Annotated in this window: 10 protein-coding genes and 2 tRNA genes; 3 read left to right on the top strand and 9 right to left on the bottom strand. The window is 68.4% G+C overall.

The genetic code is table 11. The features are described from left to right. Window positions 1-23: 23 nt before the first annotated feature. On the top strand, window positions 24-683 hold the full coding sequence (locus ABZX79_RS31930) for a response regulator transcription factor (RefSeq protein ID WP_355265518.1): 660 nt from the start codon (window positions 24-26) through the stop codon (window positions 681-683). Between the two features lie 54 nt (window positions 684-737). Here ABZX79_RS31930 and ABZX79_RS31925 read toward each other — a convergent pair. Further along, window positions 738-810, bottom strand: a tRNA-Ala gene (locus tag ABZX79_RS31925). 161 nt (window positions 811-971) lie between these two features. On the opposite strand from ABZX79_RS31925, the gene ABZX79_RS31920 reads away from it, so the two are divergent. Both ABZX79_RS31920 and ABZX79_RS31915 read left to right on the top strand, forming a co-directional pair. Continuing rightward, window positions 972-1,520: a DNA-binding protein gene (locus tag ABZX79_RS31920; protein WP_355265515.1), complete on the top strand. Its 549-nt coding sequence runs from the start codon at window positions 972-974 to the stop codon at window positions 1,518-1,520. A gap of 31 nt (window positions 1,521-1,551) precedes the next feature. Then, entirely contained in the window at window positions 1,552-2,952 is a 1,401-nt protein-coding gene (locus ABZX79_RS31915; RefSeq protein ID WP_355265512.1) for a serine/threonine-protein kinase, read from the top strand. Between the two features lie 33 nt (window positions 2,953-2,985). Here the strand turns inward: ABZX79_RS31915 and ABZX79_RS31910 are convergent, their stop codons facing one another. From ABZX79_RS31910 to gyrB, 8 genes are all read right to left on the bottom strand, one after another. After that, entirely contained in the window at window positions 2,986-4,335 is a 1,350-nt protein-coding gene (locus tag ABZX79_RS31910; protein WP_355265509.1) for a hypothetical protein, read from the bottom strand. Beyond that, window positions 4,332-4,934 carry a hypothetical protein gene (locus ABZX79_RS31905; protein WP_355265506.1) on the bottom strand — a complete coding sequence of 201 codons (603 nt, stop codon included), beginning with the start codon at window positions 4,932-4,934 and terminating at the stop codon, window positions 4,332-4,334. Before ABZX79_RS31905 ends, ABZX79_RS31910 begins: the two co-directional genes overlap by 4 nt. 797 nt (window positions 4,935-5,731) lie before the next feature. Next, window positions 5,732-6,064 (bottom strand): hypothetical protein, encoded by a 333-nt coding sequence (locus ABZX79_RS31900; protein ID WP_355265503.1) that lies wholly within the window; start codon window positions 6,062-6,064, stop codon window positions 5,732-5,734. Window positions 6,065-6,350: 286 nt separating this feature from the next. Next, the gene (locus ABZX79_RS31895; protein ID WP_355265500.1) at window positions 6,351-6,485 is read right to left on the bottom strand and encodes a DLW-39 family protein; all 135 of its coding nucleotides are present in this window, start codon (window positions 6,483-6,485) and stop codon (window positions 6,351-6,353) included. Between the two features lie 290 nt (window positions 6,486-6,775). Further along, window positions 6,776-6,849 (bottom strand) — tRNA-Ile (locus ABZX79_RS31890). 61 nt (window positions 6,850-6,910) lie between these two features. After that, window positions 6,911-7,540 (bottom strand): DUF3566 domain-containing protein, encoded by a 630-nt coding sequence (locus tag ABZX79_RS31885; RefSeq protein ID WP_355265497.1) that lies wholly within the window; start codon window positions 7,538-7,540, stop codon window positions 6,911-6,913. Between the two features lie 93 nt (window positions 7,541-7,633). Continuing rightward, the gene (gene gyrA / locus ABZX79_RS31880; protein ID WP_355265494.1) at window positions 7,634-10,288 is read right to left on the bottom strand and encodes a DNA gyrase subunit A; all 2,655 of its coding nucleotides are present in this window, start codon (window positions 10,286-10,288) and stop codon (window positions 7,634-7,636) included. A 55-nt stretch (window positions 10,289-10,343) separates the two neighbouring features. Then, on the bottom strand, window positions 10,344-12,416 hold the full coding sequence (gene gyrB, locus ABZX79_RS31875; protein ID WP_355265491.1) for a DNA topoisomerase (ATP-hydrolyzing) subunit B: 2,073 nt from the start codon (window positions 12,414-12,416) through the stop codon (window positions 10,344-10,346). Window positions 12,417-12,472: the final 56 nt, after the last annotated feature.

Here is a 12,472-nt window from a genome sequence, read left to right as displayed (position 1 = left end):
GCGGCAGCTGTAGGGGGACAAGCATGACGGTTGCGCACGTCAGGGTCGTGATCGCCGATGACGAGCCCCTCATCCGGGCGGGGATCCGGATGATCCTCACCTCGGACCGGGCCATCGAGGTCGTGGCGGAGGCGGCGAACGGCCGCGAGGCCGTCGAGCTGGCGCGCGTCCACGCCCCGGACGTGGTGCTGCTCGACCTTCAGATGCCCGTGATGGACGGGCTCACCGCCCTCGCCGAACTGGGCAGGGCGGTGCCCGGGGCGCGCGTGATCGTACTGACGACGTTCGGCGAGCGGGAGAACGTCCTGCGCGCCCTGGAGAGCGGCGGCGCGGGCTTCCTGCTGAAGGACTCCGCGCCGGCCGAGCTGATCCGTGCGGTACGGGCCGCCGCGGCCGGGGACGCCTACCTGTCGCCGGGGGCGACCCGGCACGTCGTGGAACAGCTCGCCTCGGGGCGGGCGCCGGCCCGCGCCGAGCGGGCGCGGCAGCTGGTCACGGCGCTGAGCGTGCGGGAGCGCGACGTCCTCGCGCTGCTCGGCGAGGGCCTGTCCAACGCGGACGCCGGCAAACGGCTCCACATGAGCGAGGCCACGGTCAAGACGTACGTGAGCCGGATCCTCGCGAAGCTGGGCTGCGAGAACCGCGTACAGGCGGCGCTGCTCGCCCGCGACGCCGCGCTGTGAAACCAAAAATGTCCCTCTGACCTGCGGAAACAGGCCAGAGGGACATCTGCGGTGTGGAGCCTAGGAGATTCGAACTCCTGACATCTGCCTTGCAAAGGCAGCGCTCTACCAACTGAGCTAAGGCCCCGCGAACGGGTGGCGACGACCGGCCGGAACCTGCCGTGGCCACCGCCGCAGAACAGAGTACCGGGTGTCCCCCCTGTTCCTGCAAAAGGATTGGGACTCCCGGTCCGCGACCACGCTCCGTAAGATGCTCGGCGAGGTTCGCAGCAGCGAAGGGGAGACGCAATGGATGCAGCGCAGCAAGAGGCGACGGCCAGAGCCAGAGAGCTTCAGCGCAGTTGGTACGGGGAGCCGCTGGGGGCGCTCTTTCGTCGGCTGATCGACGATCTGGGCCTGAATCAGGCCAGACTCGCCGCCGTGCTCGGCCTGTCCGCACCCATGCTGTCCCAGCTGATGAGCGGCCAGCGCGCCAAGATCGGCAACCCGGCCGTGGTCCAGCGTGTCCAGGCTCTGCAGGACCTGGCCGGGCAGGTCGCCGACGGCAGCGTCAGCGCCGCCGAGGCCACCGACCGGATGGAAGAGATCAAAAAATCCCAGGGCGGCTCCGTGCTCAGCAACACCAGCCAGACCACAGCCAGTTCCGGAGCGCCGACCGTGCGGCGCGTGGTGCGTGAGATCCAGTCACTGCTGCGCTCGGTGGCGGCGGCCGGCGACATCATAGATGCGGCGGACACGCTCGCCCCGACCCACCCCGAACTGGCAGAGTTCCTCCGGGTGTACGGCGCCGGGCGCACCGCCGACGCGGTCGCCCACTACGAGGCGCACCAGAGCTGAAGCAAGCGGACCGGGGAGCGGGCGCAGCGCAATGGGTGAGATCTTCGCTGGTCGGTACGAGCTGATCGACCCGATCGGACGCGGTGGAGTGGGCGCGGTCTGGCGGGCGTGGGACCACCGGCGCCGCCGGTATGTGGCCGCCAAGGTGCTCCAGCAGAGCGACGCGCACACGCTGCTGCGTTTCGTGCGCGAGCAGGCCCTGCGCATCGACCATCCCCATGTCCTCGCCCCGGCCAGCTGGGCCGCGGACGACGACAAGGTGCTGTTCACCATGGATCTGGTGAGCGGCGGTTCGCTGGCGCATGTGATCGGGGACTACGGCCCGCTGCCGCCCCGCTTCGTGTGCACCCTTCTCGACCAGCTCCTCTCCGGTCTCACGGCGGTCCACGCGGAAGGTGTCGTGCACCGCGACATCAAGCCGGCCAACATCCTGCTGGAAGCCACCGGCACCGGGCGTCCCCATCTGCGGCTGTCCGACTTCGGTATCTCGATGCGCAAGGGCGAGCCCCGCCTCACCGAGACCAACTATGTGGTGGGCACGCCGGGTTATTTCGCGCCCGAGCAGATGATGGGAGCGGAGCCGGACTTCCCGGCCGACCTGTTCGCGGTCGGCCTGGTCGCCCTCTACCTGGTGCAGGGTCAGAAGCCCGACTCCCAGGCCTTGGTGGAGCACTTCGCGACGTACGGCACACCGGGCGCCCCGCAGGGCATCCCGGAGCCGCTGTGGCAGGTCATCGCCGGGATGCTGCAGCCGGACCCGCAGGCGAGGTTCCGGACGGCGACGGGCGCGCGCAAGGCGCTGACCGCCGCCGTCGAGATGCTGCCCGAGCCGGGCCCCGGCGAGGAGCCGGTGGAGGTCTTCGACCAGATCGGTCCGCTCCCGCCGGGCTTCGGCCCGGACGGGCCCGAAGCACCGCCCGCCCGCGGCCCTCAGGACCATGCACGCCCCCAGGGCCAGGCAGGAGAGAGCGGCGGCCACAGCGGCGACGAGAGCGGCGGCCGGCAGTCCCAGCCCGTACAGCAGCAGCCGTCGCCCATGTCGGAGACCGGCAGCTTCCACCTGGCACCGCCCCCGCAGCAGCCCCCGCAGTCCCCGCTGCCGCACCCGGCGCAGCCCTCCACGCCGCCCACCGCGGCCCCCGCACCCACCCCCCTGCACGCGCATGCGACCTCCCCCCTCTCCGGCGCGGCCCAGAACCCCTCCCAGGGCCCTGCGGCCGCGGTGCAGTACGAACAAGCCCTTACTCGTCCATACACCGCTCAAGGCCCGGAGGTTCCACTTCCCCCGGCCCTTCCGGTCCCCGGAGGCACCCACGCCCCCGTACAGGCCCCGCACAAACGGCCGGGACCGCCCCCGAAGGTGACGGTCCCGGTGCTGCTGCTGGCGCTGGCCTGTTTCGCGGTGGGCATCTGGGCGCTGACCCAGAGCTGAGCCGGAGCTGAACCGGAGCTGAACCGGAGCGTCCTACCAGGCGGCAGGCGGCCCGTACTGCGTAGGTGCCCCACTGTCATGGCCGGGACCAACGCCGGTCCCGGACTCCGCCCCCGCGCGCCGCCTGGCAACGAGCGTCCACACCCCCAGCCCGAGCACCAGCACGGTGCCCGCCCCGATCCCGGCCGCCGCGACGAGCCGCATCGTGTCGCTCTTCGCCGCCGCGGGCGTGCTCAGCCCGTTCGCCGCCGCGTTCAGGTCGTCGTCGGTGACCTGGAATTCACCGGGGGCCCCGGCATAGGCGGGCGGGTTCTTCGCAGGCCCCTTGACGGTCAGCCGCAGGGACAGCCCGAGCGGCTTCGTCCCGAACTCCTCCTTCACCTGAGGACTCAGACTGACCCTCAGGTAGTACCAGCCCGCGAACCGCATCCCGTTGACGTCCTCGGACGAGTCGAAGCGGTTCTCGTACGCCACCGGCGGCAGCGGATCCAGTGCCGACGACTTCGGCTCGCCGTCGTACGAAATGTCACTCGCGCTGTCGACGAACCCCCGCGCCGGGTTGAACAGCGCCATCGTCAGCGCGCTCGACACGTACCCGTCACCGGCCGTGCTGCCGAGGTCCGCACTGGCGAACAGCTGCTGCCCCCAGCCGACCGGCACCTTGTAGAACAGCGTCTCGCCCGGCTTGATCCTGTCCCGCCACTCGCCCTGCTCCAGAGCGGTCGCACTGTAGAAGCTCGTCCCGCCCCTGCGGTCCCGGGCCTCACCCGCAGTCGTCGCGGGCGAGCTGCTGGGCCAGCTCTCCGGAGCCGCTGTCGCCCCGCCCGCCTTCACCCCGGGCTCCTTCAGATGCCGGATCTCCAGCTCCCACGGCTCACTCGACGAGGTGGCCGCACTGGTCCGCTCGATCAGCACGTAGTACCTGTCCTGGCTCTGACAGGAAGTGCTGTCCTGCTCCATGGTCCGGTGCGCGTACGTCCCGATCGGCCGGGCGTACTCCGCCGAGCTGAACCGCGCGGTGTTGTAGCTGCACGAAGAGCCGTCGCGGTCCTGCAACGTCACCTTCAGCTCGTCGGCGTACCCGACCTTCGTCCCCAGCCTCGGAACAGCCATCGCCGACACGTAGGCGTTGGACTTCGCGTCGAGCTCCACACGGTAGTAGAGCTTGCCGCCCGGCTTGATCGAGTCCCGGTACGTCCCGCCCGGCTTCAGCTCCTCGGCGTCGGTGTTGGTCTCTGCCCCCCTGACCGTCGTCGCCGACGGCTCGAAGGTGTACGGGCTGGGCTCACCCGCCGCCCACGCCTGCGCCGGCAGCGCCGCCACCGCGCACAGCGCCGCCACCACGGCCGGCACCACCCTGCCCCTGCTGCGCTGCTTCCTCACGCGCCACCCCTCGTCGTCTCCTTGGCCGCCGCCCTGCGCCGCATCGCCGCGAACACAGCGAACCCGAGCCCCGCGGCCAGGACCACAGCGCCGCCCGCCGCCACGGCGGTCGCGGTGCCGGTCCATCCTGCCCCGCCGGCCCCAGTGCTGTCTGCGCGGACCGCCCTATCACCGTCGTTGTCCGCTTTGTTGTCCGACGTCACGAGAACGGGCGCATCGTGCTGCGGCCCCGCCAGTTCGTCACCGACGACATCGACCCGCAGGACAACACCGATCGCCGGGTTCTCGGCGAACGTGGCGGCCTCGGGGCCGAGCGACACCGCGATGTAGTAGTCACCCGCGCTGCGCACCGGGACGACATGCCCAGCCGTCTCCCACCGGTTCGTCCAGGCCACCGGCACGGTCCCGGAGTCGACGGCGGCCGGCTTGCCGAGATACATGGTGTGGTCGGTGAACTCGCCGCCGCCGGAGATCGGCCTGCGGCCCGGGCTGTACGCCGCGGTGTCGACGAAGCTCGCCTCCGCGCTGTTCTCCCCAAGGGTCGGCTCGTTGCCGAAGTCGACGGCGTAGCGCAGCTGCTGACCCCAGCCGACCCGCACCTTGGCGCCCAGGCGTCGTTGAACCCCGTGCCGCCCGCCCCGTCGTCGATGTCCTTCGGGTCCCCCATGGGCGGTACTGCGTCCTTGCCGGCCTTGCCGGCCTCGCCGTACTCGGTCGCGGACTCGGCGGGAACGGTCCCCTTGGCGAGCGGCCGCTCCGCCGCGTACCTCAACTCCAAGGGCCGGCGCGCCCGGTCGGAACCTGAAGCGCTCGTGCGGTGTACAGAGAGCAGATAGCGGCCCGCCGGGTCGCAGCACCGGTCGCCGTCGGGGGAGGGGACGCGGCTGACAGCGGTGGCGAGCACCATCGCGCCTTCGTCCTGCCCGAAAATCCTCTGCGCGGTGTCACAGGTGACGCCCCCGGCCTTCTCGTCGGTGGTGAGCTTGAGTTCGATCCCGTCCGCGAAAGCGGCCTTTACGCCCGGCTGCGGCACGGTGGTCACGGCGAGGTCCGCCGCCGACTTCGCGTCGAGCCGCGGGGCGTACCAGTGGGTCTCGCCGGGCCCGATGGTGTCGGTGCACTGGCCGGGCGCGAGGGCGGGGGGCGCCGGCCGCGCTCGCACCGCCCTCGACGCGCTCGCCGCGCAAGCGGTATCCGCTCGCGGAAAGCTGCGAGGCGCGCTGCAACTGCCGGGCCGGCGCGTGGGCGTCGGGTGCGACGCATTCGAGCTGCTGCCTGGCCTTGCCGCGTACCTGGAAGCCGATGGTGTCGATCCGCAGGTCGATGCCGTCCTCGCCGAGCTGCCGGGCGACTTCGCAGGGCTGCGGAGTCCCGCAGTTGTCCTCGCCGTCAGAGATCAGCAGGATCGTACGCCGCCCGAGTGCGCCGTCGGCGGGCTCGGGCAGTCCTTGGCGGCCTTGTGCGGGGAGAGCCCGATGGAGGTGTCACCCTTGGGCCGTACGCCGTCCACAGCCCTCTTCATCGCGTCCCTGTCCAGCGGCCGTACGGGCCGCACCAGCCGGGTGTCGGAGCACCCCGAGGCGCGGTCGGCGCCGTACACCCGCAGGCCGGTGGGGTAGCCGTCCGGGAGCGTGTCCTCGACCGTGGAGACCGCCGCACGGGCTGCCTCCATCCGCGTACTCCCCGAGCCGTCGTCGTCGGCCATGGAGCCGGAGGAGTCGAGCACCATCACCAGGCTGCCCCCGCCGTCAGCGCGAGCAGTGACCCGCCGATGATCACGGCCCCTGTCCGGCAGCTCAGTCGTCCCCCCACCCGTTCCCCCTCACCCGTTCCCCCTCAAAAAGATCCCTCTCCTTTGCTCTCGCAAGCTATTGATTTGCTTGCGTGAATTCAAGAAAGATCCCGTCACGGTCCAGCAACAACAGACCGCAACCCATTCGGCCGTCTTCCGCCACCCAGACAGCACGAAGCCCCGGCCGCTGAGCGACCGGGGCCAGTGTTCGGACTACTGGGTCTCACACACCCGAACCTGCGGGCACGGAGTCAGTCGCCTCCGTCCACAGATCCTGCTCGGCGCGATCCGCCTGGATCTGGCGGTACACGAGGAGCCCGCCGATGGCGGCCAGTGTGACCAGGAGAAGCTTCTTCACCGCGCGACCTCGTCTTTCCTTGACGTAGGAGACTTCTGGCGCCCGACTATACACACCGACCGATACCGATCGGTGACCTAGATACCCACCCAACTGACGCGCGCCACACAGCGAAAGCCCCGGCAGATCTATCGAACGTCGACGCAGTCGCCCGCGGCCTTGACCGCGGGAGTCGTCATGGTGCCCTTGCGCATGAAGTCCCCGAGACGCGTCCGGGACCGGCTGATGCCGGCTGGGGCCCGGGTACGCCAAAGGCCCCCAGGCTGATCGCCTGAGGGCCTTCGCGCGAGTGGGGCTAACAGGATTTGAACCTGTGGCCTCATCCTTATCAGGGATGCGCTCTAACCAACTGAGCTATAGCCCCGCGCTGCCCCTGAAGATTAGCGCACCTCGGGGGCAGTACCAAAATCGGTTCCGCCGGGTTCCTACTCGTCCTCGGCGAGCGTCAGCTCGACGCCGCCGACGAAGCCCGCCGACAGGTTGTAGATGAAAGCGCCCAGCGTCGCGAGCGCCGTAGCCAGCACCACATCGATCATCGCGATGACCGACGTGAAGATCAGCACCCGCGGCAGCGAAAGGAAGGACTGCAGGTCGAAGCCGTTGTTCTCGTTGGAACCCGTCGCCTCGCTGATCGTCCCGCCCACCGTGGAAAAGACGCCCATCGCGTCCATGACCATCCACAGCACCGCCGCCGCCACCACCGTGCAGATGCCCAGCGCGATGGAAAGCAGGAAGCTCACCTTCATCACCGACCACGGGTCGGCCTTCGCCACCCGCAGCCGCGCCTTGCGCGTACGCGGCGTCGTACGCGCCCCCGTCCGCGGCAGACGCACCGCGGCGACACCAGGCTGCTGCCCGGCCCGCTGCGGGGCGCCCTGCGTCCCTGCCGTACCGCCACCACCCTGCGTACCACCGCCCGCAGGAGACGGATACGCCTGCGGCGGGTGATACGGCGTTGCCGGCTGGCCCTGCCCCTGCGGCTCACGCTCACCGGGCAGCGGCCCGCTCGCGTAACCGTCGTAACTCTGAGGCTGAGGCCCCCGCGTATCGGTCACAGTCCCCCCCTGGGAGTCCGCGGCAGAGCCACGGGCACCGGGTGCTCCAGATTCGGAAGCGGCCGCTCCGGCGCCCGTGGCTCCACTCACGCTTTACTCCTCGTGCTCCCCGGCCGAAGGCACTGCGCCCTCGGCGGATGAAGGCTCAGCGCCCTCGACGGATTCGGCAACCTCGACCGCGTCGCCTTCGACCGCATCGGCGTCGGCCCCCTCGGGACCTTCCACCTCTTCGGCCTCACGACCGGCCTCGGCATTACGAGCGATACCTACGACGGCATCGCGCTTGCCCAGGTTGATCAGCTGGACGCCCATGGTGTCACGGCCCGTCTCCCTGACTTCGTTGACTCGCGTACGAATCACACCACCGCCGAGCGTGATGGCGAGGATCTCGTCCGTCTCCTCCACCACCAGCGCGCCGACCAGCGAACCCCGGTCCTCCACAATCTTGGCGGCCTTGATACCCAGACCACCGCGACCCTGAACCCGGTACTCGTCGACGGGGGTCCGCTTCGCGTACCCACCATCGGTGGCGGTGAACACGAACGTACCGGCCCGAACGACATTCATCGAGAGCAGCTCGTCCCCTTCACGGAAACTCATGCCCTTCACACCCGAAGTCGCACGCCCCATCGGCCGCAACGCGTCATCCGTCGCCGTGAACCGGATCGACTGCGCCTTCCGGCTGACCAGAAGCAGATCGTCCTCGGCCGACACCAGCTCCGCACCGATCAGCTCGTCGTCGCTGCCGTCCGCGGTCTCCCGCAGATTGATCGCGATGACACCACCCGAACGCGGCGAGTCGTAGTCCTTCAGCGACGTCTTCTTCACCAGGCCACCCTTCGTGGCCAGGATCAGATACGGCGCCGCGTCGTAATCACGGATCGCCAGGATCTGCGCGATCTGCTCGTCCGGCTGGAAAGCCAGCAGGTTCGCCACATGCTGACCCCGCGCGTCCCGGCCGGCATCCGGCAGCTCGTACGCCTTCACCCGGTACACCCGGCCCTTGTTCGTGAAGAACAACAGCCAGTGGTGCGTCGTCGACACGAAGAAGTGGTCGACGATGTCGTCTTCCTTCAACTTCGCACCGCGCACGCCCTTACCGCCGCGCTTCTGCGACCGGTAGTCGTCCGTCTTCGTACGCTTCACATAGCCGCCACGCGTGATCGTGACGACGATGTCCTCCTCGGCGATCAAGTCCTCGATGGACATGTCACCGTCGAAGGGCACCAGCTTCGAACGCCGGTCGTCACCGAACTTGTCGACGATCGCCGCCAGTTCCTCGCTGATGATCTGCCGCTGACGCCCCGGCGAAGCGAGGATCGCGTTGTACTCATTGATCTTCGCCTGAAGCTCGTCGTGCTCCGCGACGATCTTCTGCCGCTCCAGCGCCGCCAGCCGGCGAAGCTGCATCTCCAGGATCGCGTTCGCCTGGATCTCGTCGATCTCCAGCAGGCCCATCAGGCCCTCACGCGCCACATCGACCGTCTGGCTGCGCCGGATCAGCGCGATGACCTCGTCGATCGCGTCCAGCGCCTTGAGCAGACCACGCAGAATGTGCGCCCGCTCCTCCGCCTTGCGCAGGCGGAAGCGCGTACGCCGGACGATGACCTCGATCTGGTGCGTCACCCAGTGCCGGATGAACGCGTCGATCGACAGCGTGCGCGGCACACCGTCGACGAGCGCCAGCATGTTCGCACCGAAGTTCGTCTGCAGATCAGTGTGCTTGTACAGGTTGTTCAGGACGACCTTCGCGACCGCGTCCCGCTTCAGTACGACGACCAGACGCTGGCCCGTACGCGAAGACGTCTCGTCACGGACGTCAGCGATGCCGCCGACCTTGCCGTCCTTCACCAGGTCGGCGATCTTCTGCGCCAGATTGTCCGGGTTGGTCTGGTACGGAAGCTCCGTGACCACCAGGCACTGACGGTTCTGGATCTCCTCGACCGCCACCACCGCGCGCATCGTGATCGAGCCACGGCCCGTCCGGTACGCGTCCTCGATGCCCTTACGGCCCACCACCAGCGCACCGGTCGGGAAGTCGGGGCCCTTGATGCGCTCCATCAGCGCGTCCAGGAGCTCCTCGTGACCCGCCTCAGGGTTCTCCAGGAACCACTGCGCACCGGCCGCCACCTCCCGCAGGTTGTGCGGCGGGATGTTGGTGGCCATACCGACCGCGATACCCGCCGAACCATTGATCAGCAGGTTCGGGAAGCGCGCCGGCAAAACCGTCGGCTCCTGGTTACGGCCGTCGTAGTTGTCCTGGAAGTCGACGGTCTCCTCATCGATGTCCCGGACCATCTCCATGGCCAGCGGCATCATCTTGCACTCGGTGTACCGCATGGCCGCGGCCGGGTCGTTGCCCGGAGAGCCGAAGTTGCCGTTGGAGTCCACCAGCGGCATGCGCATCGACCAGTGCTGCGCCAGACGCACCAGAGCGTCGTAGATCGAGGAGTCGCCGTGCGGGTGGTACGTACCCATGACGTCACCGACGACACGGGCGCACTTGTAGAAGCCCTTCTCGGGCCGGTAACCACCGTCGTACATCGCGTACAGCACCCGGCGGTGCACGGGCTTCAGACCGTCCCGCACGTCGGGCAGCGCACGCGACACGATGACGGACATCGCGTAGTCGAGGTAGGAGCGCTGCATCTCCGTCTCGAGCCCCACGGGCTCGACACGCATGCCCACACCCTCGACGGGCGGCACCTCTTCGGGCGTCACGGGGACAGGAATGTTCTCGTCGGCCATTGCTGGTCAAAATCCTTTCGAGCTGCGGCTGCGGCTGGCGGCTTGCACGGCCGACTCAGATGTCGAGGAAGCGGACGTCCTTGGCGTTGCGCTGGATGAACGAGCGCCGCGCCTCGACGTCCTCACCCATCAGCACCGAGAACAGGTCGTCGGCCTGCGCCGCGTCGTCCAAAGTCACCTGGCCGAGGACACGGTGGTCCACGTCCATCGTGGTGATGCGCAGCTCCTCGGCGTTCATCTCACCGAGACCCTTGAAGCGCTGGATCGAGTCGTCCCTGATCCGCTTGCCGTTCTGCTTGCCGAGCTCGACGAGCGCGTCGCGCTCACGGTCCGAGTAGGCGTACTCGAAGTCGTCCCGGCCCCACTTGATCTTGAACAGCGGCGGACGCGACAGGTACACATGCCCCGCCTCGACCAGCGGCCGCATGAAGCGGAACAGGAACGTCAGCAGCAGCGTGTTGATGTGCTGACCGTCGACGTCGGCGTCCGCCATCAGAATGATCTTGTGATAGCGGAGCTTCTCGATGTCGAAGTCCTCATGCACACCGGTACCGAAAGCACTGATCAGCGCCTGGACCTCGGTGTTCTGGAGGATCTTGTCGATCCGCGCCTTCTCGACGTTCAGGATCTTGCCCCGGATCGGCAGGATGGCCTGGTACATCGGGTTACGACCGGACTTCGCCGAACCACCGGCGGAGTCACCCTCGACGATGAAGATCTCGCACTTCGTCGGGTCGTTCGACTGGCAGTCACTGAGCTTGCCCGGCAGCGACGCCGACTCCAGCAGACCCTTACGACGCGTCAGGTCACGCGCCTTACGGGCAGCCACACGGGCCGTCGCGGCCTGGATCGCCTTGCGGATGATGTCCGCGGCCTCGTTCGGATTGCGGTCGAACCAGTCATTGAGGTGCTCGTGCACGACCTTCTGCACGAAGGTCTTCGCCTCCGTGTTGCCCAGCTTGGTCTTCGTCTGACCCTCGAACTGCGGCTCGCCCAGCTTCACCGAGATGATCGCCGTCAGACCCTCGCGGATGTCCTCACCGGCGAGGTTGTCGTCCTTCTCGCGCAGGAACTTCTTCTCGCGCGCGTAACGGTTCACCAGACCCGTCATCGCCGCACGGAAGCCCTCCTCGTGCGTACCGCCCTCATGCGTGTGGATCGTGTTCGCGAAGGAGTACACGCTCTCCGTGTACTGCGAGTTCCACTGCATCGCGATCTCGACCGAGAGCAGGCGCTCCTTGTCCTCGGCCTCGACATCGATGATCGTCGGGTGGATCATCTCGCCCTTGCGCGAGTTCAGGTACTTCACGAAGTCGACGATGCCGCCCTCGTAGTGGTACGTCACGCTCCGGGCCTGCGGCTCGGCGGCAGCGTCGACGTCCGGGTCGTCCGCGCCCACCGTCGCCTTCGCCGAATCACGCTCGTCCGTCAGCTTCAGCGTCAAACCCTTGTTGAGGAACGCCATCTCCTGGAAACGCCGCGACAGCGTCTCGAAGGAGTAGTCGGTCGTCTCAAAAACGTCCGGATCCGCCCAGAACGTGACAGAAGTACCCGACTCGTCAGTGGCCTCATTACGCGCCAGCGGCGCCGTCGGCACACCGAGCTTGTACTCCTGCGTCCAGCGGTAACCATCGCGCCTGACCTCGACAGCCACCCGCGACGACAGCGCGTTCACGACGGACACACCCACGCCGTGCAGACCACCGGAGACGGAATAACCCCCGCCGCCGAACTTGCCGCCCGCGTGCAGAACGGTCAGCACGACCTCGACGGCCGGCTTCCCCTCCGACGGGACGATGTCGACCGGGATACCACGGCCGTTGTCAATGACGCGCACTCCGCCGTCAGGCAGGATCGTCACGTCGATCGTGTCCGCGTGACCAGCCATGGCCTCGTCGACAGAGTTGTCGACGACCTCTTGCACAAGGTGATGAAGACCACGCTCACCGGTCGAGCCGATGTACATACCGGGCCGCTTGCGGACCGCGTCCAGGCCCTCGAGCACGGTGATCGCGCTGGCGTCGTAGGCCGCCGAGACGGCACCCTCGCCGCCCGCGACGACAGTGGAAGGAATGTTCTCGTTGGGGTCGCCGGAATCGGCCACGAAGCGCCCTTTCTGGCACAGCACGAGCCGAAACCCCGACAAACGGGACCGGCCGCGTCGTTCTGTATAAGTCGACGTGT

The organism is Streptomyces sp. NPDC002994, from assembly GCF_040611155.1.
In the GTDB taxonomy this organism is placed as follows: Bacteria; Actinomycetota; Actinomycetes; order Streptomycetales; family Streptomycetaceae; genus Streptomyces.
This window is presented reverse-complemented; position numbering and strand designations above follow the sequence as displayed.